Here is a 20,666-nt window from a genome sequence, read left to right as displayed (position 1 = left end):
TAGGCTGTCTCGATTCCTTGGGGGGAGCGGATGGGATTGCCGGTACTGCGATGGCTGTTGCAGGGAGGGTTGCTGTGTCTGGCCATCGTCATGACGGCTGGCACCGCAGCGGCCGCCCCTGATGACACCCGTCCAGGCCACGCCGACCCGGACCACGTCCTGGTGCTGGGCCGGATCAGCGACAACCCCAAGTCACACTATGCGCAACTGCAACCCCTGCTCGACTACGTTGTCCCGCGCATGCGCGATGTCGGCATCACCGAAGGCCGCATCCTGATGGCGCCCGATGCGCAGCAGATGGCCAGCTACCTGCGCCGTGGCCGGGTCGACTGGGTCACCGAAACCTCCGGTACCGCCGTCAACCTGGGCCTGCGCAGTGGCGCCCAGCCGCTGCTGCTGACCGAACGCAGCGGCGTGCGCGACTACCAGACCGTGTTCTTCGTGCGCCGCGACAGCCCCATCACCTCGCTGGCCGACCTCAAGGGCCACACCCTGGCCCTGCAGAACGTGGCCTCCACCAGTGCCTATCTGGTGCCGGTGATGACCCTGTTGCAGAACGGCCTCACCCCGGAGATCCTGTTGTCCGCGCGCGACGCGGCCGCGCCCGATACGGTGGGCTATGTGTTCGCGCGGTCGGAGGCCAACATCGCCACCTTCGTGCACAAGGGCATGGTCGATGCCGGCGCGGTCAGCAGCGTGGATTGGGCCGATCCGCACCGGATTCCGGCCGCGTTCCGCCGCGACTTCCGCGCCATCCATCGCACCGAGCCTTACCCGCGTGCGGTGGAAGTGGTGCGGGCGGGGCTGGACCCGAAAGTGCGTGACAGGTTGCAGCAGGTACTGCTGGATGCCGCCTCGGATCCGCAGGCGCAGGATGCGCTCGAGAAGTTTTTTGGTACGTCCGGGTTCCATCGGGTCGATGCGCAGATGCAGCACCGTTTGGATGAATTGAAACAGGGTCTTACACGCGTGCGGATGGAAGTGGAATGAGGCCGTTGGGTTCCGGAATGCAGTCCCGTTTCGTGTTGGCGATGGGCGGGGCGATGGTGGTGGTGGTGGCGATCGTGGCCGTGGTGCTGGGGCGCCAGGCGGCGATGCAGGAGGAGGTCAAGCACCTCAGCGGCAGCGTCATCCACGAACTGTTCGACCGCAGCGTACGCAGCCGGGGCGAGGCCCTGGCGCGCGAGCTGTCCGACGCGTTGGCCAACCCGCTGTACTACAACGACCTGGCCCAGGTAGGTGCGCTGGTGCGCAATACCTCGCGGCAGCAGGTGGTGCGCTACGTGCTGGTGTTCGACGAGGACGGCAAGCTGATCCACGACGGTTCGACCGAAGTGGTCGATTTCGGCCGGCCCATGGAAGATCCGCTGGCCGCCGGGGCAGTGGGCGCGCGCAAGCTGGTGGTGCAGCAGTCGCCCAAGGTGCTCGACAACGCCATGCCGATCATGATCGGCAACCAGCGCATCGGCGGGGTCCGCGTCGGCATGGCGCTGGATGATGTGCAGGCCATGGAGCAGCGGGCCAACCTGACCCTGGGCGAGCGCCTGCAGCAGGTGGGCAAGCGCCACCTGGGCTGGCTGCTGCTGATGCTGGGCCTGCTGCTGGCCATCGGCGCGGGGGTCATCGTGTATGTGCAGCGCACCCTGGTCGGCCCGATCCGCGGGTTGGCCGCCGCCGCGCGCCAGATCGAGGCGGGTGACTACCGGCCGCAGCTGAGCAACAGCAACCGCCAGGACGAAGTGGGCGAGCTGGTGCGTGCGTTCGGCCGGATGAGCGAGGCCATTGCGCGGCACGACCGCGAAGTGCGCCACATGGCCTATACCGATGCCCTGACCGGGCTGACCAACCGGCTGGCCTTCCGCGAGGCGCTCGACCACCGGCTGATGGCCGCGCGCGCGTCCAACCACCGCTTGGGCCTGTTGTTCGCCGACATGGACGACTTCAAGCGCGTCAACGACACCCTCGGCCACGAGGCCGGCGATGAAGCGCTGCTGCAGTTCGCGCAGCGCATCAGTGCGGCCGTGGCCCAGGCCGGCGGCGATGAAGCGCTGCTGGCCCGCTTTGGCGGCGACGAGTTCGTGATCCTGATCGGCGATGGCGACGTGGCGGCGAGCGCGCGCCAGCTGGCTGAACTGCTGGTCCGCGAACTGAGCAAGCCGCTGGTGGTGCAGGGCCGCGAGCTGTTCCTCGGCACCTCCATCGGCGTGACCCTGTTCCCCGACGATGCCGCCGATGCGACCACCCTGCTCAAGAATGGCGACATCGCCATGTACCAGGCCAAGGTCGCCGGCAAGAACTGCTACCGCTATTACAGCCGGGCCATGGACCATGCGGTGGAGCGCCGCGTGCACATGGAGCAGGAACTGCGCGGCGCCTGGGAGCGCGGCGAGCTGCGCCTGGTCTACCAGCCCATCTTCCGTACCCGCGACCGCCGCATGGTCGGGGTCGAAGTGCTGCTGCGCTGGCAGCACCCCACTTTGGGCACCATTCCGCCCTCGGTGTTCATCGAAGTGGCCGAACAGAGCGGCCTGATTGAAGTGATCGGCCCGAAGGTGCTGCGCGCGGCCTGCATGGAAGCGGTGCAGTGGCCGCATTCGTCCGATGGCGAAGGCATGTTCGTCTCGGTCAACGTATCCCCGCGCCAGCTGCGCGGCGGCGAGCTGCCCCAGCTGGTGGCCGACTGCCTGCGTGACACCGGCCTGCCGGCCTCGCGCCTGCATCTGGAGCTGACCGAAACGGCGGTGATCGGCGATGAGATGCTGGCCGCGGCGCTGCTGGACAAGCTGCACCGCACCGGCGTGAAGGTCTGGCTGGACGATTTCGGCACCGGCTTCTCGGGGCTGAGCCACCTGCGCCAGGTGCCGGTGGACGGGGTCAAGATCGACAAGAGCTTCGTCGCCGACATGCAGCGCGACCCGGACGACCTGGCCCTGACCACGGCGATCATCGCCATGGCCCATGCGCTGGGCATCACCGTGGTGGCCGAAGGCATCGAACAGGAAGTGCAGTTCGACCTGCTGAGCCAGCGCGGTTGCGACCTGGCGCAGGGCTATTGGCTGAGCGTGCCGATCACGGCCACCGATGTCGTGGAAATGATCGAATCGGGCAGATAAAAAGGCGCCGGAAATGTTCCGGGCCCCTGGTTGATTGATCCCGATCCCAATGGGCCCGTAACAATTCGTAGCCCCGGCCGTTGGCCGGCTGCTTTTCGTTCGGGCGTCATGAACGCCCGACGCGCGGCTTCGGAACGCCCAAACGCCGGGGTGTTGGCCGCAACCGTTGCGAGACCGCCTCCGGACGCTTGGGCCGCGCTGCGCGCGGTGTCCGGCCAACGGCCGGGGCTACGAATTGTTACGTAACGTGCAGAGGTCCGGATACGTCAGGCGTCACACCGGCCGTTTGCTCGAATCGCCGGAAATTTCCCGCACCAGCTTCGGCACCAGGTACCCCGACAACCGCGCCGTCAGCTGCGCGTGCAGCGATTTGGCCGTTGCATCGTCCACCTCGAAATGCGCCACGCCCTGTACCCGGTCCACCTGGTACAGGTAATACGGCAGCACGCCTGCAGCAAAACTGCGCTCGCTCAGGTCCTGCAGCGCCTGCAGCGAATCGTTCACCCCGCGCAGCAGCACTGCCTGGTTGAGCAGGGTGGCGCCGGCGCCGCGCAGGCGCGCCATGGCCGCATCCACCGATGCATCGAATTCATTGGCGTGGTTGGCGTGGATCACGAACGCCACCGGCCAGGGCAGGGCGGCGATCCACTGCACCAGCTCCTCGTCCACCCGCTCGGGCAGCACCACCGGCAGGCGGCTGTGGATGCGCAGGCGGCGCAGGTGCGGAATCTGCTTCAGCGCCTGGGTCAGCTCCACCAGCTTGTGGGTGGCCAGCGACAGCGGATCGCCGCCGGACAGGATCACTTCGTCAATCCCCGGGTCCTGCGCAATGGCGTCCACCGCCTCGCGCCAGCCCTCGCGGGCCGCGTTCTCGGTGCCGTAGTCGAAATGCCGGCGGAAGCAGTAACGGCAGTTGATCGCGCAGCTGCCGGTGGTCACCAGCAGGGCACGGCCCTGGTACTTCTGGATCACCCCGGTGGCCTTGCGCGCCAGCCCGTCGCCGACCGCGTCCAGGCTGAAGCCCGGCACGTGCTGCAGTTCATCGGTGACCGGCAGGACCTGGCGCAGCAGCGGGTCGTCGCGGTCGCCGTGGCGCATGCGGGCAATGAAGCCCTGCGGCACCCGCAGCGCGAACTGCCCGGCCGCCTCGGCCGATACCGGCAGCGCGTCCGGGTCCAGCCCCAGCTGTTCCAGCAGGGTCCGCGGGTCGCGGACCGCCTCGCGCCACAGCTGCTGCCAGCGGACGGGGGTGGGCAGGGGCGTGGCGGAGAGCTGCATGGAATGGGGGCCTGCGGTTATCATAGGGAAAGCCTTTCCATTCTATCCGGCTCGCCGCGCCTGCGCGGCGTTTGCCCATTCAGGAGTTTCAGCATGGCCACTGTTGGCATGAACGACGTCAAGAACGGGATGAAGATCCTGGTCAACAATGAACCGGCGGTCATCACCGAGACCGAGTACGTCAAGCCGGGCAAGGGCCAGGCCTTCACCCGCATGAAGTACCGCTTCATCAAGTCGGGCCGCGTGGTCGAAATGACCATGAAGGCCACCGACGACGTGGAGAAGGCCGACGTCGTGGATACCAACATGGACTTCATGTACAGCGACGGCGAGCACTGGCACTTCATGGACCCGGAATCCTTCGAGCAGTTCCAGGCCACCAAGGCCGGCATGGGCGGCGCCGACAAGTGGCTGAAGGGCGAGGAATCCTGCATCGTCACCCTGTGGAACGGCGAGCCGATCTTCGTGCAGCCGCCGAACTTCGTTGAACTGAAGATCGTCGAAACCGATCCGGGCGTCCGTGGCGACACCTCGGGTGGCGGCGGCAAGCCGGCCACCCTGGAGACCGGCGCCGTGGTCCGCGTGCCGCTGTTCGTCAACCAGGATGAAATCATCAAGGTCGACACCCGCTCGGGCGAGTACTCCGCACGCGCCGGCAAGTAATTCGACGACGTCGAATTACGGTAGAGCCGACGTAGAGCCGACTGTTAGTCGGCTGCTTCAGGCGGGGTCTGAACGCGCGTCGCGAACGGCAGCCGACTGACAGTCGGCTCTACCCCACCCGCACATCGCGGTGATCCCGCAGCGTCGGATCACCGCCCCCCAAAGCGAGACCGCATGACCGACACCACCCGCATTCCCGAACCCTGTGACCTGTTGATCGAAGCCGGTTACGTGGTCCCGATCGAACCGCATGCGGTGGTGCTGGAAGACCATGCCGTGGCCGTGCGCGGCAGCGAAATCGTGGCGATCCTGCCGCGCGCCGAAGCGCGCGCGCGCTTCAGTGCCCGCCAGGTGGTCTCGCGCCCCGATGCAGCGCTGATGCCCGGCCTGGTCAACGCCCATACGCACAACCCGATGACGCTGCTGCGCGGCGTCGCCGACGACCTGCCGCTGATGGTGTGGCTGCAGCAGCACATCTGGCCGGTGGAAGCGGCGGTGATCGGCCCGGAATTCGTCGCCGATGGCACCACCCTGGCCATCGCTGAAATGCTGCGCGGTGGCACCACCTGCGCCAACGAAAACTACTTCTTCGCCGACGTCCAGGCGGCGGTCTACAAGCAGCACGGCTTCCGTGCGCTGGTCGGCGCGGTGATCATCGATTTCCCCACCGCCTGGGCCAAGACCGACGACGAGTACTTCGCCAAGGCTGGCGAGCTGCACGACCAGTGGCGCAACGACCCGCTGATCGGCACTTCGTTCGCCCCGCACGCGCCGTACACCGTCAACGACGCCAACTTCGAACGCGTGCGCATGCTGTCCGACCAGCTGGACATGCAGGTGCACCTGCACACGCATGAAACCGCCCAGGAAATCAGCGATTCGATCAAGCTGCACGGCCAGCGCCCGCTGGCGCGGCTGGACCGCCTGGGGCTGGTCAACGACCGCCTGATCGCGGTGCACATGACCCAGCTGACCGAAGCGGAAATCCACCTCTGCGCCGAACGCGGCGTGAGCGTGGTGCATTGCCCCGAATCCAACCTCAAGCTGGCCTCCGGGTTCTGCCCGGCCTGCGCCCTGCAGCGCGCCGGGGTCAACCTGGCGATCGGCACCGATGGCTGCGCCAGCAACAACGACCTGGACATGTTCAGCGAAAACCGCACCGCGGCGATCCTGGCCAAGGCCGTGGCCAACGATGCCACCGCGCTGGACGCGGCCACCACGCTGCGTGCGGCCACCCTGGGCGGCGCACGCGCGCTGGGCTTCGGCGACCGCATCGGCTCGATCGAAGTGGGCAAGCAGGCCGACCTGGTCTGCGTGGACCTGTCGGCGCTGGAAACCCAGCCGCTGCACCACGTGCTTTCGCAGCTGGTGTATGCCGCCGGCCGCCACCAGGTCAGCGATGTCTGGATTGCCGGGCAGCCCAAGCTGGTCCAGCGCGAGCTGGTCGGCATGGATACCGCCGCCATCGTCGCCAACGCCCGCCAGTGGCGCGAGCGCATTCGTCACGCTCGTCATTGATATGCACGCGCCTGAGGCGCGAAAAGGACAGCCATGAACGCCCCCCACGCTTCCACCAATTTCGACCAGGCCGAGCTGGACAAGTTCGCCGCGCTCGCCAACCGCTGGTGGGACGCTGACGGTCCGCAGAAGCCGTTGCACGCACTGAACCCGGTGCGCCTGAAGTACGTTGCGGACCGGGTCACGCTGCGCGGTGCGCGCGTGCTCGACATCGGCTGCGGCGGCGGCCTGCTCAGCGAAGCGCTGGCCCAGGCCGGCGCCGACGTGACCGCCATCGACCTGGCCCCGGAGCTGGTCAAGGTCGCCCGCCTGCACGGGCTGGAGTCGGGCGTCACGGTGGACTACCGCGTGCAGGCCGCCGAAGACCTCGCCGCCGAACAGCCGGGCAGCTTCGACGTGGTCACCTGCATGGAAATGCTGGAACACGTGCCGGACCCGGGCGCGATCATCGCCGCCTGCCACCGCCTGCTCAAGCCGGGCGGCCAGCTGTTCCTGTCGACCGTCAACCGCACCCCGGCTGCGTTCGCCGTGGCCATCGTCGGGGCCGAATACATCGCGCGCCTGCTGCCCAAGGGCACGCACCATTACCAGGATTTCATCAAGCCGGCCGAGCTGGGCAAGTGGCTGCGCGAAGCGGATTTCAACCTGCGCGATGTCAGCGGCATGGCCTACGAGCCGTGGCGCAACCGCGCGCGGTTGAGCTCGCGCACCGACATCAACTACCTGGCCCACGCGGTCAAGCCCGACGCTGACGGCCGTGGCTGAGTCCGGTTTTCCGCAGGCGGTGCTGTTCGACCTGGACGGCACGCTGCTCGACAGTGCGCCGGACATGCTGGCCACCGCCAATGCGATGCTGGCCGCACGCGAACGCGCCCCGATCACGCTGGAGGCGTTGCGCCCGGTGGTGTCCAAGGGGTCGCGGGCGATGGTGGCCGTGGCGTTTCCCGAACTGGGGCAGGAGGCGCGTGATGCGCTGGTGCCCGAGTTCCTGGATCGCTACGAAGCGCTGATCGGCCAGCACGCGGTGCTGTTCGATGGCGTGGCCGGCATGCTCGACGCGCTGGAGGCCGCAGGCTGTGCCTGGGGCATCGTCACCAACAAGCCCGAATACCTCGCACGGCTGATCCTGCCGCAGCTGGGCTGGGAAACCCGCTGCGCGGTGCTGATCGGCGGCGACACCCTGGCCCAGCGCAAGCCGCACCCGCTGCCGCTGCTGGCCGCCGCCGAGCGGATGGGCATCGACCCGGGCACCTGCATCTACGTCGGCGATGACGAGCGCGACATCGTCGCCGCCAACGCCGCCGGCATGGCCTCGGTCGCCGCCCTGTGGGGCTACCGCCTGGACGCCGACGACCCGCTGGCCTGGGGCGCGGAGGTCATGGTCGAACAGCCGGAAGCGCTGCAGCACGCCGACGCCTGGCCAGACGCCCGCCGGTAGCGCCGGCCGTTGGCCGGCCCACGGGTCGCCGGGCATCACCCTGACGCCGGTCAAACCGCGCGTCAAACAACACTGGTAGGTATCGACCGTTGGTCGATACGCGCTCCCCAAGGAATCCCCTGATGACCACCTCCACCGCCCTCGACAGCTTCCTCGACAAATGGCGGACCCGCTGGCCGGAATGGCAGGTGGCCGAACCGTTCATCGCCGAATCCCAGCGCACCCTGGTGGTGGCGTGGTTCGCGCTGCTGCAGGAATTCGACGACATCCTCAACATCGCCGGCGACCCGATGCCGGCGGACGCCAAGCTGGCGTGGTGGGGCGAGGAGCTGCGCAGCTGGGCCGGGCAGCGTTCGCGCCATCCGCTGGGCCGCGTGCTGGAGCCCGTGCGTGCACCGTGGGGTGAACTGGCGCAGGCCCTGCCGGACCTGATCGAAGCGCGCGCCGTTCCCGTGGACCCGGCGCACGCGCAGCGCGCCCTGCAGGCCTACGGCGCCGCCGTGGCCGCAGTAGAAGCGGTGATGTTCGCTACCCCGGCGCGCGGCGACGTGGCCACCCCGGTGGTGCTGCAGACCCTCGCCCAGCGCCTGCACGAAGCGGGTGTGGCTGCAGTGCCGCGTTCGCTGCTGGCGCAGGCCGATGGCGATGCCACGCAGCGTTGGGCGCAGCAGCTGGTGCGGCAGTGGCCGGCCCGCGTGGCGGGCCCGCGCCCGCGCCGCCTGTACGCCTCGCTGGCGCGCGCGCGCCAGCAGGCGTGGTCACAAGGCCGCGACCTCAAGGCCACTCCGGTGCGCACGCTGCTGCGCACCTGGTGGGCCGCGCGCGGGTGACGTGCCGTCGGCGGGCGGCGCGGGGCGTGGCGCGCCGTCGGTAGAGTCGGTTCCCAAACGACTGCCGACCATGATGATCGGCGCTGGGACGCATGACCTGTGCCGGAGAGGCGCCTTCGTTTCAGGTCATGCGTTACCGGATGTTGCTTCGCTGTCGGCGGTCGTCTGTCGACCGACCCTACCGCTCCGTCTCGCATCATCAGGTCGCCGGCCATCAGCCGGTCACTCCCGCGTTTCAGGTTACTTCCCGCGTTCGAGCACCAGCAGCGGGTCAATCCGCGTATCGAACCAGTTCATGCCCCAATGCAGGTGCGGACCGGTCGCACGGCCGGTCGCGCCGACGGCGGCAATCACCTGGCCCTGCTCGACGCGGTCGCCGACCTTCACGTCGATCCGCGACAGGTGCAGGAAGTTCGAGCTGATCCCGAACCCGTGATCCAGCAGCAACGTGCCGCCGGTGAGGTACAGATCCGGTCCGGCGAACGTCACCACGCCAGCGGCCGGCGCCTTCACCGGGGTGCCGGTCGGCACCGCGATATCCATTCCCGAATGCCCGGAACCGGGCTGCCCGTTGTACACCCGCGCATTGCCGAAGCGGCCGCTGATGCGGCCCTGCACTGGCCAGATGAAGGCCTGGGCGAAATCGGCGCGGTTGTCATCGCGCGCCCGCGCTGCGGTCACCTGCGCCTGCTCGCGCTTGATCCGCTCGGCAATCGCCGGCGGCGGGTTCACGGTCTTGGGCGGCACGCCGTTGACGCGCTCCACCGGCCAATCACGCGGGGTCACCGCGATGCTCACCGTTTCGCTGCCGCCATCGGGGCGCTGCACCTGGACCTGCAGCGGGCCCTTCTCATCGCGCCCGATCCCGAACACCACGCTGCCGTAACCGCTCACCCGCAGCGTGCGGCCGGCGTACTGCACCGCGCTGCCGGCCGGCACCTTGCCGATCACCATCGCACCCTGCGACGCGCTGGCCGGGAACACCACGCGCGCGTCGGCCTGGGCCTGCGCGGGCGAGGGCAGCAGGCCGATCACGGCCACCGGGGCCAGGGCCAGCAGGCCCAGGCCCAACACGGTTGCCCGCATCAGCGGTCGTAGCTCATGCGCTGGCCATTCGGCGCGCCCACCAGCTGGGTGCCATCCCAGGCCAGCTGGCCGTTGACCCAGGTCGAGGCCACGCGCGAACGGAAGGTCATGCCCTCAAACGGCGACCACGCGCACTTGGACAGCACGTCTTCGCGCTTCACGGTGAACGGCACGTCTTCCACCAGCACCAGGTCGGCCCAGTAGCCTTCGCGCAGGTAGCCGCGCTGGCTCACATCGAACAGCTGTGCCGGGGCGTGCGCGAACTTCTGCACCACCTGGGTGATCTCCAGCTTGCCTTCGTGCACCAGCTCCAGCGCAGCCACCAGCGCGTACTGCACCAGCGGCAGGCCGGACGGCGCCTGCGCGTACGGCTTCTGCTTTTCTTCCCAGGTGTGCGGGGCGTGGTCGGTGGCCAGCACGTCGATCACGTTGTCGGCCACCGCCTGCGTCAGCGCCTCGCGGTCGCTCACTTCCTTGATCGCCGGGTTGCACTTGATCAGGTTGCCCAACCGCGCGTAATCGGTGCGGTCAAAGCGCAGGAAGTGGATGCAGGTTTCGGCGGTGATCTGCTTGCGGCTGCCATCGGCACGGATCAGCGGGCCCTTCTCGAACAGCTTCAGCTCATCGGCGGTGGAAATGTGCAGCACGTGCAGGCGGGTGCCGTGCTTCTTCGCCAGCGCCACCGCCAGCTCCGACGACTTCAGGCAGGCCTCGCGCGAGCGGATGTCCGGGTGCTGTTCCGCGCTGAGCGCATCGCCGTACTTTTCGGCGTATTCCTTCGCCTTGGCGTCGATCATCGGGGTGTCTTCGCAGTGCGTGATGATCGGCGTGGGGGCGTACTTGAAGATCGCGTCCAGCGTTTCCGGGTTGTCCACCAGCATGTTGCCGGTGGAGGCGCCCATGAATACCTTGATACCGGGCGAGGTCTTGGGATCCACCAGTTTGATGTCGGCCAGGTTGTCGTTGCTGGCGCCCATGTAGAAACCATAGTTGGCGCGCGCGCGACCGGCGGCACTGTCGTACTTGGCCTGCAGCGCCGCCGCGTTCAGCGTCGGCGGATTGGTGTTGGGCATGTCCATGAAGCTGGTCAGGCCACCGGCCACCGCGGCCGCCGATTCGGTGGCGATGTCGCCCTTGTGGGTCAGGCCGGGTTCGCGGAAGTGCACCTGGTCGTCGATCATCCCGGGCAGCAGCCAGCGGCCGGCGGCATCGACCACCGTATCGCCGTCCTGCGGCTGCAGGCCGGTGCCGATCTGCGCGATGCGGCCGTTGTCGATGCGCAGGTCGCCGTCGAAGATGCGGCCTTCGTTGACCATGCGGGCGTTGACGATGAGCGTGGAGGGCATTTCAGTGTTTTCCTGTGCAGCGGCAATCGGCGTGGCCGGTGCGCGGCGGCACCTCGTCCACGCCACCGGGATGGAAGGGGTGGCAGCGCCCCAGCCGGCGCGCGGCCAGCCAGCTGCCACGCGCAGGGCCATGCGTGGCGATGGCTTGCATGGCGTATTCAGAACAGCTCGGCATGAACCGGCAGCGCGGCCCAAGCAGGGGGCTGATGAAGCGCTTGTAGAAGCGCAACAGGGCAATGAGCAGGTGGGAGATCACCCCCCAATCTTAGAGCAGTTGGCATGAAGGCCGCATTTGTCGCAGGATGGGGTGTTGGACCCGTCCGCGCTGGTGCGCGGCGGGGCCGCCCCGGCGCCATCGCCGGGTCAGGTTCCGAACTGCGCAGGTCGTTCCGCCCCGGCGGGGGAACGGCCACACACCGCTGTGTTCTCCAACTGAACGGAGTGGGCGGAGTGGTTGCTGCTGCTGGTCGGGTAGGCTATAAAGGCCCGCTTTCCCGGGCCCCGGGGAAACCAAGGAAGAGCGTTTCGTGGCTGCTAAAAAAACTGCAAAGAAGGCCGTCCAGGCCGCCAAGAAAACCGCCAAGCCTGTTGCTAAGAAGTTGGCGGCCAAGACCGTTGCCAAAAAACCGGCCGCAAAGCCGGCGGGCAAGCCTGCATCCAAACAACCGGCGGCCAGGACGGCACCCGTGAAGAAAGCGGCGGCCAAGAAAGCCCCCGCCAAGAAGGTGGTCGCCAAGTCGCCGGTGAAAGCGCCGGTAAAAAAGGCGGCAACCAAGCCGGTGGCCAAGAAGGCCGCGGCCAGGAAGCCCGTCGCTAAAGCTGCACAGCCGCCGAAGGCTGCCCAGGCGCCGGTGAAAAAGGCCGCGCCCGCCAGCAAGCCTGTGGCCAAGAAATCCGTAACGCCGGCGGCCAAGACCGCGCCGGCGAAAAAAGCGGTTGCCAAGCCTGCACCGGCCAAGCCGGCAAAGGCCGCCAAGCCGGCCACCAAGCCGGCAGCAACCAAGCCGGCTGCCAAGCCGGTTGCAGCACCCGTAGTGAAGTCCGCACCGAAGCCGGCACCGCCGGCACCGGCCAAGTCTGTCCCGGCCAAGGCCGCGGCCAAGCCTGCTCCAGCTCCGGCGCCCGCGCCGAAGCCGGTGGCGGCAGCCCCCGCGCCAAAAGCCCCGCAAAACAAGAATCCCGTGCCCGTTTCGAAATCGCCTGCAAAAACTCCCGTGAAATCCGAATCCGCCCCCAAGCCCGTGTCGCGTCCGGTTGGCAAGGTCGCCGTTGCCGTGGCAGCGCGTTCGTCCGCCCCGGCCCCGCGCACCAAGGTCAAGGTGGTCGAGTACAAGACTGACGAAGCCACCGGTCGTCCGATCCTGCCCGACGGCTACAAGCCGAGCGCGGAAGAGGAGTACATGAGCCCGCTGCAGCTGGAGTATTTCCGCCAGCGCCTGCAGCACTGGCGCAATGAACTGGTCGAGGAATCCAAGCAGACCATCGCCAACCTGCAGGAAGAAGTGCGTGACATCGGCGACGAAGCCGAGCGCGCCACCCGCGAGACCGAGAACTCGCTGGAACTGCGTACCCGCGACCGCTACCGCAAGCTGATCGGCAAGATCAACAGCACGCTCAAGCGTCTGGAAGACGGTGACTACGGTTTCTGCGTCGACACCGGCGAAGAAATCGGCCTGGACCGCCTCGAAGCGCGCCTGACCGCCGAACGCACCATCGATGCCCAGGAGCGTTGGGAGCACCTGCAGAAGCAGCAGGGCGACTGATCGCAGGTCGTGGATCCAATCAAAAAACCCGGCCAAGGCCGGGTTTTTTGTTGCCGTTTGCGGTTACTGCAGATCGCGCAGATTCAACCGGCGCAGGGTCGGGTTCTTCCAGGCGGTGATCCCGGCAACGCTCAATACCGCAAACCCACCCAGCACCACTGCCGGCACCAGGCCCAGCAGCTTGGCCATCGTGCCCGCGTAGAACGCGCCCAGCTCGTTGGACGAGCTGATGAAAATGCCGTTGATCGATGACACCCGCCCGCGCATTTCTTCCGGCGTGGCCAGCTGCAGGATGGTCGAACGGATCACCACCGACACCCCGTCGAACGCCCCGTAGAACAGCAGGATCACCGCCGACAGCCAGAAGCTGTGCGACAGCCCGAAGCCGATCACGCACAACCCGAACCCGGCCACCGCGAACAGCAGCACCCGCCCCGCATGGCGCTGCAGCGGCCGGCGCGCCAGCCACAGGCCCACGCACACCGAGCCCAGTGCCGGTGCCGCGCGCAGGATGCCCAGCCCTTCCGGACCGTGGTGCAGGATCTCGTGCAGGAACGCCGGCAGCATCGCCACCACCCCGCCCAGCAGCACCGAAAACATATCCAGCGCCATCGCGCCGACCATGATGCGGTTGCCCAGCACGAAGCGGCCGCCCTCGGCGATGCTCTTGAAGATCGGCGCCGCCGGCCCGGTGTGCACCGGCTCGGAGACCCGCAGCATGGCCAGGCAGCCCAAGGCGCCCAGCGCCGCCGCCACCGCCACCCCGTAGGACAGGCTCTTGCCGCCCCAGGCCACCAGCCCGCCGCCCAGTGCCGGGCCCACCACCATGCCCGCCTGGAACACCACCGACCCCAGCCCCGCGCCACGCGCGAACTGGTGGCGTTCCAGCACACGCGCGAACAGCGCGTTGTAGATAGGCGACAGGAACGCCCGCACCATGCCGGTCATCGCCACCGCCGCATAGATCGGCCACACCCCGTGGAACGGCAGCCAGCCCTCCGCCACTGCCGTCAGCACCACCGCCGTCAGCACCAGCCCGCTGCACGCCACCATGCCCAGCCGGCGGCGCGGCAGGTGGTCCACCAGGTAGCCGGCGAACGGCGCCACGCAGAAGAACGGCAGCACCTCGGCCAGCCCGACCAGTCCCAGCGAGAACGGGTTGCGGGTGACTTCGTAGATATGCCAGCCCACCGTGACCGCCACGATCTGGTAGGACAGCATCGCCAGGATGCGGTACGCCAGCAGCAGCGAAAAACCCGGCCGCGTGAGCAGGCCCAGCGCGCTCTCGGCGGCTTCGGAAGGGGCAGGCGAACTCACGGCGCCGACTGCGCCTGGGCGGTCTCACGGATGAAGGCCAGCATCGCCGCCACCCCGTTGCTGCGGGTCGGCGACAGGTGCCGCGACAGCCCGATGTCCTGGATGTAGGTCGGCTCGGTGGCCAGGATCTCGGCCGCCGAACGCCCCGAATACACCCGCAGCGCCAGGTAGATCAGGCCCGAGACGATCGCCGAATCACTGATCGCATGGAAGCGCAGCGTATCGGCGTTGCCCTCCGGCACGATCCACACCATCGACTGGCAACCCAGCAGGCGGTGTTCCTCGGTTTTCCATGCGTCCGGGAACACCGGCAGCTTGCGGCCCAGGTCGATCAGGTACTGGTAACGCTCGGACCAGTCGCCGAAGAACGCGAATTCCTCGGCAATGGCGGCCTGCGCGTCGGCAGCGGTGGGTTCAATCGGGAACGGGGAATCGATCACAGCCATCTCTACAGTTGTTACGGAACGTCGGGCCAACCCGACGGTAGCGCCCGACCGTTGGTCGGGCGGCCTTTCAACGCTTGCGTGACCAGCGCACGCCCTGCGCGGTGTCTTCCAGCACAATGCCCGCTGCGGCCAGCTGGCCACGGATCGCATCGGAACGGGCGAAATCGCGGGCCTGCTTGGCCGCGGCGCGCTCGTCGATCAGCGCCTGGATGCGCGCGTCATCATCGGCGTCGCCGCCGCTGGTGCCGAACCACGCAGCCGGGTCCTGCTGCAGCAGCCCCAGCGCCTGCCCGGCGCCCAGCAGGGCCGATTTCCAGCCGGCCTTGTCGGCCGGTTCGGCGCGGCGCGCTTCCGCGCCCAGCCGGGCCAGCTCGGCCAGCGCCTGCGGGGTGTTCAGGTCATCGTCCAGCGCCGCCTCGATCTCGGCCGGGATGGCCGGGGTCGCGGCCACGTCGGCCAGGTCGCGCAGGGTGCCGTAAAGGCGGTCCAGGGTACGCACCGACTGCTCGATCAGCGCATCGGACCAGTCCAGCGGCTGCCGGTAATGGGCCGACAGCAGCGCCAGCCGCAGCGCCTCCGGGGCGTGCTGGCGGACCAGGTCGTGGACCCGCTCGATGTTGCCGATCGACTTGCTCATCTTGGCACCGCCGAAATTGAGCATGCCGTTGTGCAGCCAGAACCGGGCGAAGGTCTGCCCGCCGTGGGCGCACTCGCTCTGCGCGATCTCGTTTTCGTGGTGCGGGAACTGCAGGTCCACGCCACCGGCATGGATGTCGATGGTCGGCCCCAGGTGCGCGGCGGCCATCGCCGAGCACTCGATGTGCCAGCCCGGACGGCCCCGGCCCCAGGGCGATTCCCAGCCCGGCAGGTCGTCGCTGGAGGGCTTCCACAGCACGAAGTCGCCCGGGTCGCGCTTGTACGGGGCCACGTCCACCCGCGCCCCGGCCAGCATCTCGTCCGGGTCGCGGCGCGAGAGCTTGCCGTAGTCGGCGTAGGAGGGCACCGAGAACAGCACGTGGCCCTCGGCCGCGTAGGCGTGGCCGGCCGCGATCAGCTGCTCGATCATGGTGATGATGTGCGGGATGTGCGCGGTGGCTTCCGGCTCGATGTCCGGCGGCACCACGCCCAGCGCGGCCATGTCTTCACGGTAGGCGGCGGCGAAGCGGTCGGTGATGGCCGAAATCGGCACGCCCTGCTCGCGCGCGGCCGTGTTGATCTTGTCGTCCACGTCGGTGATGTTGCGGGCGTAGCGCAGCCCGCCGAAGCGGCGCCGCAGCAGGTCGGCCAGCACCCCGAACACCACCGGGCCCCGGGCGTTGCCGATATGGACGTAGTTGTAGACCGTGGGGCCGCACACATACAGGGTCGGACAGGTCGGATCGAGCGGGGTGAACGGTTCGAGCTGGCGTGTCAGGTTGTTGTGCAGGCGCAGGGTCATGGGGGCGTAGGGCCGGGCGGAGTAGGGGCAAGCCTTCGATTTTAGATCACAACGGCCCCCAGCGCCGGCCCCGGGGCGCCGCCCGTTGCCCCCTGATTTCGCAAACGACACGGTTCGGTATGGGCAGAAGCGTCGCGGAAGGGTAATGTTCAGCCCCTTGTGCCACGCACTGCCTACACTATCCGCCTTGTCCTCTTTCCTGTTGCCAATGAAATCCGCTTCGTTGCTGACGCTGACCTGCCTGCTGGGGAGCGCCGCTTTCATGGCGTGCGCCCAGGACGCCGAGGTCCGTAACCGGGTGGTGATCGTGGAGAACGTGAAGTTCGACTACGCGCAGGTGCTCAACGTGGAGCCGGTGTTCCAGACCCTGCGGGCCACCCGCACCGAGGAACATTGCGAACCGGTATCCACCCGGACCCTGGCCCCGGTCAACGTCACCGGCGAAGAGCCGCAGGAAGAGAAGGGCCGGTTCGGCCGTTTCATGGATTCGGTCCGCTCCATCTTCAAGCGTGAAGACGGCAGCACCGAAGACATGGCCCCCGTCGTGGAAGCCCCGGCCGCCAACAACGGCCCGCTGTTGACCCGCGATTGCCGCATCATCCCGGTCGGCCGCGAGTTCCGCCGGCCCATCGCCTATGACGTGGATTACGTCTACAAGGGCACCAAGTACCGCTCGCGCCTGCCCGAAGACCCCGGCAACCGGCTCAAGATCCGCGTCTCTATCACCCCGTGGGTGGGAGCGGAGCAGAGCAGCGCGGCAAATCCCTGAACCGTCGGTTCAGGCCTTGCGCCGTGCCCGATCACATGCAAAGATGGGCGGCCATGAAACTCACCGACTTCCAGCACGACACCAGCGCCGCCCGTATGGCTACGGGCATGACGTCGCGTGCCCGCCGACCGGAACCCCACATTTTCGCTGGGTAACCGGAGCTTCGTGCTGTCTGTTCGGAAAACCCAGCCCCCGCGCTGGGTTTTTTCGTTTCTACGATCTGAAAAGTTGCATTTGTACCCTTTCTTCCATTGAAACCCGCCTCAAAGGATCGATCGATGTCCCTGAAGCACTTCCTGAACACCCAGGATTGGAGCCGTACCGAGCTGGATGCCCTGCTGACCCAGGCCGCGTTGTTCAAGCGCAACAAGCTGGGCGACGAGCTCAAGGGCAAATCGATTGCCCTGGTGTTCTTCAACCCGTCCATGCGCACCCGCACCAGCTTCGAACTGGGCGCCTTCCAGCTGGGTGGGCACGCGATCGTGCTGCAGCCGGGCAAGGATGCATGGCCGATCGAGTTCAACCTCGGCACGGTGATGGACGGCGACACCGAAGAGCACATCGCCGAAGTGGCCAAGGTGCTGGGCCGCTATGTCGACCTGATCGGCGTGCGCGCATTCCCGAAGTTCATCGACTGGGCGCAGGACCGTGAGGACATCGTGCTCAAGGCGTTCGCGAAGTACTCGCCGGTACCGGTGATCAACATGGAGACCATCACCCACCCGTGCCAGGAACTGGCCCACGTGATGGCGCTGCAGGAACACTTCGGCACCCAGGACCTGCGCGGCAAGAAGTACGTGCTGACCTGGACCTACCACCCCAAGCCGCTCAACACCGCCGTGGCCAACTCGGCCCTGACCATCGCCACCCGCATGGGCATGGACGTGACCCTGCTGTGCCCGACCGCCGATTACATCCTCGATGACCGCTACATGGGCTGGGCCGAGCAGAACGTGGCCGAGAACGGCGGTTCGCTGAAGATCAGCCACGACATTGCCAGCGCCTACAGTGGCGCCGACGTGGTGTACGCCAAGAGCTGGGGCGCGCTGCCGTTCTTCGGCAACTGGGAACCGGAAAAGCCCATCCGCGACCAGTACAAGCACTTCATCGTCGACGAAGCCAAGATGGCCCTGACCAACAACGGCGTGTTCAGCCATTGCCTGCCGCTGCGCCGCAACGTCAAGGCCACCGACGGCGTGATGGATTCGGCGCAGTGCATCGCCATCAACGAAGCGGAAAACCGCCTGCACGTGCAGAAGGCCATCATGTCGGCGTTGGCCGGCCGGTAATCGCGCGTTTCACCCCATTTTTCCTATAGACCCCCACTTCGGACCCGACCCCCATGAGCAAGAAAGACATCGTCCTGGCCTTCTCCGGCGGACTCGACACCAGCTTCTGCGTGCCCTACCTGCAGGAGCGCGGCTACAACGTGCACACCGTGTTCGCCGACACCGGCGGCGTGGATGACGAAGAGCGTGATTTCATCGAAAAGCGTGCCGCCGAACTGGGCGTCACCAGCCACGTCACCGTCGACGGTGGCCCGGCCATCTGGAAGGGGTTCGTCAAGCCGTTCGTGTGGGCCGGCGAAGGCTACCAGGGCCAGTACCCGCTGCTGGTGTCGGACCGCTACCTGATTGTCGATGCCGCGCTCAAGCGCGCCGCCGAACTGGGCACCAACATCATCGCCCACGGCTGCACCGGCATGGGCAACGACCAGGTCCGCTTCGACCTGGCCGTGAAGGCGCTGGGCGATTACCAGATCGTCGCGCCGATCCGTGAAATCCAGAAGGAACACACCCAGACCCGCGCCTACGAGCAGAAGTACCTGGAAGAACGCGGCTTCGGCGTGCGCGCCAAGCAGCAGGCCTACACCATCAACGAAAACCTGCTCGGCCTGACCATGTCGGGCGGCGAGATCGACCGTTGGGAAGCCCCGGGCGAAGGTGCCCGCGGCTGGTGCGCGCCGCGCAGCGAATGGCCGGCAGAAGCGCTTACCGTCACCCTGAAGTTCGTCGAAGGCGAAGCGGTTGAACTCAATGGCAAGGCGCTGCCGGGCGAGCAGATCCTGGCCCAGCTCAACAAGCTGTTCGCGCCGTACGGCGTGGGCCGTGGCGTGTACACCGGCGACACCGTGATCGGCCTGAAGGGCCGCATCGTGTTCGAAGCCCCGGGGCTGGTCTCGCTGCTGGCCGCGCACCGCGCGCTGGAAGATGCGGTGCTGACCAAGCAGCAGAACCGCTTCAAGCCGGACGTGGCGCGCAAGTGGGTGGAGCTGGTGTACGAAGGCTTCTACCACGACCCGCTCAAGACCGACATCGAAGCGTTCCTGAAGTCCTCGCAGGCCAAGGTCAACGGCGAAGTGGTGCTGGAAACCCGTGGCGGCCGCGTCGATGCGGTGGCGGTGAAGTCGCCGCACCTGCTCAACACCAAGGGCGCCACCTACGCGCAGTCGGCCGACTGGGGCGTGGAGGAGGCCGAAGGCTTCATCAAGCTGTTCGGCATGAGCAGCACCCTGTACGCGCAAGTAAACCGCTGAGGCCCGGGCATGTTGGAACAGACGCTCCATCACCTGCAGGCGCTGGTGTCTTTTGACACCCGCAACCCGCCGCGTGCGATCACCACCGGTGGCATCTTCGATTACCTGCGCGCGAACCTGCCCGGGTTCAACGTGGAGGTGATCGACCATGGCGACGGCGCGGTCAGCCTGTATGCGGTGCGCGGTACGCCGCGCTATCTGTTCAACGTGCACCTGGACACCGTGCCCGATTCCCCGCATTGGAGCGCCGACCCGCACGTGATGCGGCGCGCCGATGACCGGGTGATCGGGCTCGGCGTGTGCGACATCAAGGGCGCGGCCGCCGCACTGGTGGCCGCGGCCAATGCCAGCGATGGCGATGCCGCGTTCCTGTTCTCCAGCGATGAAGAAGCCAACGATCCGCGCTGCATCGCCGCGTTCCTGGCCCGTGGCATTCCGTATGAAGCGGTGCTGGTGGCCGAACCGACCATGAGCGAAGCGGTGCTGGCGCACCGGGGCATCAGCTCGGTGCTGATGCAGTTCGCCGGCCGCGCCGGGCATGCCTCGGGCAAGCAGGATGCAGCCGCCAGCGCGTTGCACCAGGCCATGCGCTGGGGAAACCGCGCGCTGGACCATGTGGATTCGCTGGCCCATGCCCGTTTCGGCGGGCTGACCGGGCTGCGCTTCAACATCGGGCGCGTGGAAGGCGGCATCAAGGCCAACATGATCGCCCCGGCGGCCGAACTGCGCTTCGGCTTCCGCCCGCTGCCGTCGATGGACATCGACGCGCTGCTGGCCACCTTCGCCGGTTTCGCCGAACCGGAAGCGGCGCTGTTCACCGAAACCTTCCGCGGCCCCAGCCTGCCGGCCGGCGACATCGCCGAAGCGGAGAACCGCCGCCTGGCCGCGCGTGACGTGGCCGATGCGCTGGACCTGCCGATCGGCAACGCCGTGGACTTCTGGACCGAAGCCTCGCTGTTCTCGGCCGGTGGCTACACCACCCTGGTGTACGGCCCGGGCGACATCGCCCAGGCCCACACCGCCGACGAGTTCGTGACGCTGGAGCAGCTGCAGCGCTACACCGACGCCGTGCACCGCATCATCAGCGCCGGCGCCTGACCGAATGACGCCGTCGTGGCCCACCAC

Annotated in this window: 19 protein-coding genes; 12 read left to right on the top strand and 7 right to left on the bottom strand. The window is 67.6% G+C overall.

Features of this window, described 5'->3' with window-relative positions:
- The first annotated feature begins 30 nt into the window (after window positions 1-30).
- Both V9K91_RS06365 and V9K91_RS06360 read left to right on the top strand, forming a co-directional pair.
- On the top strand, window positions 31-990 hold the full coding sequence (locus V9K91_RS06365) for a phosphate/phosphite/phosphonate ABC transporter substrate-binding protein (protein WP_095362827.1): 960 nt from the start codon (window positions 31-33) through the stop codon (window positions 988-990).
- Window positions 987-3,113: an EAL domain-containing protein gene (locus V9K91_RS06360; RefSeq protein WP_217536380.1), complete on the top strand. Its 2,127-nt coding sequence runs from the start codon at window positions 987-989 to the stop codon at window positions 3,111-3,113. The genes V9K91_RS06365 and V9K91_RS06360 overlap by 4 nt, the downstream gene beginning before the upstream one ends.
- Window positions 3,114-3,386: 273 nt before the next feature.
- On the opposite strand, the gene epmB is transcribed toward V9K91_RS06360, so the two are convergent.
- Window positions 3,387-4,415, bottom strand: coding sequence for an EF-P beta-lysylation protein EpmB (gene epmB / locus V9K91_RS06355; RefSeq protein ID WP_336443291.1), 1,029 nt, complete (start codon window positions 4,413-4,415; stop codon window positions 3,387-3,389).
- Between the two features lie 69 nt (window positions 4,416-4,484).
- Between epmB and efp the strand changes: the two genes are divergently transcribed.
- The 5 genes from efp to V9K91_RS06330 all read left to right on the top strand — a co-directional run bounded on the left by efp (window position 4,485) and on the right by V9K91_RS06330 (window position 8,840).
- Window positions 4,485-5,054: an elongation factor P gene (efp, locus tag V9K91_RS06350; RefSeq protein WP_093532450.1), complete on the top strand. Its 570-nt coding sequence runs from the start codon at window positions 4,485-4,487 to the stop codon at window positions 5,052-5,054.
- A 174-nt stretch (window positions 5,055-5,228) separates the two neighbouring features.
- The gene (locus tag V9K91_RS06345) at window positions 5,229-6,572 is read left to right on the top strand and encodes a TRZ/ATZ family hydrolase (RefSeq protein WP_068853249.1); all 1,344 of its coding nucleotides are present in this window, start codon (window positions 5,229-5,231) and stop codon (window positions 6,570-6,572) included.
- Between the two features lie 33 nt (window positions 6,573-6,605).
- Complete coding sequence (gene ubiG, locus V9K91_RS06340; protein WP_068853241.1) at window positions 6,606-7,337, top strand: bifunctional 2-polyprenyl-6-hydroxyphenol methylase/3-demethylubiquinol 3-O-methyltransferase UbiG; 732 nt, start codon at window positions 6,606-6,608, stop codon at window positions 7,335-7,337.
- Complete coding sequence (locus V9K91_RS06335) at window positions 7,321-8,010, top strand: phosphoglycolate phosphatase (RefSeq protein WP_336443338.1); 690 nt, start codon at window positions 7,321-7,323, stop codon at window positions 8,008-8,010. Before ubiG ends, V9K91_RS06335 begins: the two co-directional genes overlap by 17 nt.
- 122 nt (window positions 8,011-8,132) lie before the next feature.
- Window positions 8,133-8,840, top strand: a complete 708-nt coding sequence (locus V9K91_RS06330; protein ID WP_249832816.1) for a squalene/phytoene synthase family protein — start codon at window positions 8,133-8,135, stop codon at window positions 8,838-8,840.
- 240 nt (window positions 8,841-9,080) lie between these two features.
- Here the strand turns inward: V9K91_RS06330 and V9K91_RS06325 are convergent, their stop codons facing one another.
- The 3 genes from V9K91_RS06325 to yidD are packed head-to-tail and all read right to left on the bottom strand — an operon-like array spanning window position 9,081 to window position 11,528.
- Entirely contained in the window at window positions 9,081-9,926 is an 846-nt protein-coding gene (locus V9K91_RS06325) for a M23 family metallopeptidase (protein ID WP_068853233.1), read from the bottom strand.
- The gene (locus tag V9K91_RS06320) at window positions 9,926-11,272 is read right to left on the bottom strand and encodes a dihydroorotase (protein ID WP_093532455.1); all 1,347 of its coding nucleotides are present in this window, start codon (window positions 11,270-11,272) and stop codon (window positions 9,926-9,928) included. Before V9K91_RS06320 ends, V9K91_RS06325 begins: the two co-directional genes overlap by 1 nt.
- A gap of 1 nt (window position 11,273) precedes the next feature.
- Window positions 11,274-11,528 carry a membrane protein insertion efficiency factor YidD gene (gene yidD, locus V9K91_RS06315; protein ID WP_184126588.1) on the bottom strand — a complete coding sequence of 85 codons (255 nt, stop codon included), beginning with the start codon at window positions 11,526-11,528 and terminating at the stop codon, window positions 11,274-11,276.
- Window positions 11,529-11,799: 271 nt separating this feature from the next.
- On the opposite strand from yidD, the gene dksA reads away from it, so the two are divergent.
- Window positions 11,800-13,035: an RNA polymerase-binding protein DksA gene (dksA, locus tag V9K91_RS06310; protein ID WP_249832815.1), complete on the top strand. Its 1,236-nt coding sequence runs from the start codon at window positions 11,800-11,802 to the stop codon at window positions 13,033-13,035.
- Window positions 13,036-13,098: 63 nt separating this feature from the next.
- Here dksA and V9K91_RS06305 read toward each other — a convergent pair whose 3' ends face one another.
- The 3 genes from V9K91_RS06305 to cysS form a co-directional block, all read right to left on the bottom strand.
- Window positions 13,099-14,352 (bottom strand): MFS transporter, encoded by a 1,254-nt coding sequence (locus V9K91_RS06305; protein ID WP_093532457.1) that lies wholly within the window; start codon window positions 14,350-14,352, stop codon window positions 13,099-13,101.
- Complete coding sequence (locus V9K91_RS06300; protein WP_093532579.1) at window positions 14,349-14,792, bottom strand: SufE family protein; 444 nt, start codon at window positions 14,790-14,792, stop codon at window positions 14,349-14,351. The genes V9K91_RS06305 and V9K91_RS06300 overlap by 4 nt, the downstream gene beginning before the upstream one ends.
- Before the next feature lie 73 nt (window positions 14,793-14,865).
- A complete protein-coding gene (cysS, locus tag V9K91_RS06295; protein ID WP_336443292.1) occupies window positions 14,866-16,236 on the bottom strand; it encodes a cysteine--tRNA ligase in 1,371 nt (456 codons plus the stop codon).
- A gap of 208 nt (window positions 16,237-16,444) precedes the next feature.
- Here cysS and V9K91_RS06290 point away from each other — a divergent pair, with 208 nt between their 5' ends.
- From V9K91_RS06290 to V9K91_RS06275, 4 genes are all read left to right on the top strand, one after another.
- The gene (locus V9K91_RS06290) at window positions 16,445-17,005 is read left to right on the top strand and encodes a hypothetical protein (RefSeq protein ID WP_336443293.1); all 561 of its coding nucleotides are present in this window, start codon (window positions 16,445-16,447) and stop codon (window positions 17,003-17,005) included.
- Between the two features lie 278 nt (window positions 17,006-17,283).
- A complete protein-coding gene (locus V9K91_RS06285) occupies window positions 17,284-18,294 on the top strand; it encodes an N-acetylornithine carbamoyltransferase (RefSeq protein WP_068853217.1) in 1,011 nt (336 codons plus the stop codon).
- 53 nt (window positions 18,295-18,347) lie between these two features.
- The gene (locus tag V9K91_RS06280) at window positions 18,348-19,541 is read left to right on the top strand and encodes an argininosuccinate synthase (RefSeq protein ID WP_093532460.1); all 1,194 of its coding nucleotides are present in this window, start codon (window positions 18,348-18,350) and stop codon (window positions 19,539-19,541) included.
- A gap of 9 nt (window positions 19,542-19,550) precedes the next feature.
- On the top strand, window positions 19,551-20,639 hold the full coding sequence (locus V9K91_RS06275; RefSeq protein WP_320457300.1) for an acetylornithine deacetylase: 1,089 nt from the start codon (window positions 19,551-19,553) through the stop codon (window positions 20,637-20,639).
- Window positions 20,640-20,666 lie beyond the last annotated feature (27 nt).

The organism is Stenotrophomonas sp. CCNWLW57 (assembly GCF_037203925.1).
Classification (GTDB): Bacteria; Pseudomonadota; Gammaproteobacteria; order Xanthomonadales; family Xanthomonadaceae; genus Stenotrophomonas; species Stenotrophomonas rhizophila_A.
This window is presented reverse-complemented; position numbering and strand designations above follow the sequence as displayed.

What these genes read in the sequence shown, in the direction of transcription:
- V9K91_RS06365 (WP_095362827.1), top strand. Translation starts at nt 31, where the DNA reads ATGGGATTGCCGGTACTGCGATGGCTGTTGCAGGGAGGGTTGCTGTGT.
- V9K91_RS06360 (WP_217536380.1), top strand. Translation starts at nt 987, where the DNA reads ATGAGGCCGTTGGGTTCCGGAATGCAGTCCCGTTTCGTGTTGGCGATG.
- epmB (WP_336443291.1), bottom strand. Translation starts at nt 4,415, where the DNA reads ATGATAACCGCAGGCCCCCATTCCATGCAGCTCTCCGCCACGCCCCTG.
- efp (WP_093532450.1), top strand. Translation starts at nt 4,485, where the DNA reads ATGGCCACTGTTGGCATGAACGACGTCAAGAACGGGATGAAGATCCTG.
- V9K91_RS06345 (WP_068853249.1), top strand. Translation starts at nt 5,229, where the DNA reads ATGACCGACACCACCCGCATTCCCGAACCCTGTGACCTGTTGATCGAA.
- ubiG (WP_068853241.1), top strand. Translation starts at nt 6,606, where the DNA reads ATGAACGCCCCCCACGCTTCCACCAATTTCGACCAGGCCGAGCTGGAC.
- V9K91_RS06330 (WP_249832816.1), top strand. Translation starts at nt 8,133, where the DNA reads ATGACCACCTCCACCGCCCTCGACAGCTTCCTCGACAAATGGCGGACC.
- V9K91_RS06325 (WP_068853233.1), bottom strand. Translation starts at nt 9,926, where the DNA reads ATGCGGGCAACCGTGTTGGGCCTGGGCCTGCTGGCCCTGGCCCCGGTG.
- V9K91_RS06320 (WP_093532455.1), bottom strand. Translation starts at nt 11,272, where the DNA reads ATGCCCTCCACGCTCATCGTCAACGCCCGCATGGTCAACGAAGGCCGC.
- cysS (WP_336443292.1), bottom strand. Translation starts at nt 16,236, where the DNA reads ATGACCCTGCGCCTGCACAACAACCTGACACGCCAGCTCGAACCGTTC.
- V9K91_RS06290 (WP_336443293.1), top strand. Translation starts at nt 16,445, where the DNA reads ATGAAATCCGCTTCGTTGCTGACGCTGACCTGCCTGCTGGGGAGCGCC.
- V9K91_RS06285 (WP_068853217.1), top strand. Translation starts at nt 17,284, where the DNA reads ATGTCCCTGAAGCACTTCCTGAACACCCAGGATTGGAGCCGTACCGAG.
- V9K91_RS06280 (WP_093532460.1), top strand. Translation starts at nt 18,348, where the DNA reads ATGAGCAAGAAAGACATCGTCCTGGCCTTCTCCGGCGGACTCGACACC.
- V9K91_RS06275 (WP_320457300.1), top strand. Translation starts at nt 19,551, where the DNA reads ATGTTGGAACAGACGCTCCATCACCTGCAGGCGCTGGTGTCTTTTGAC.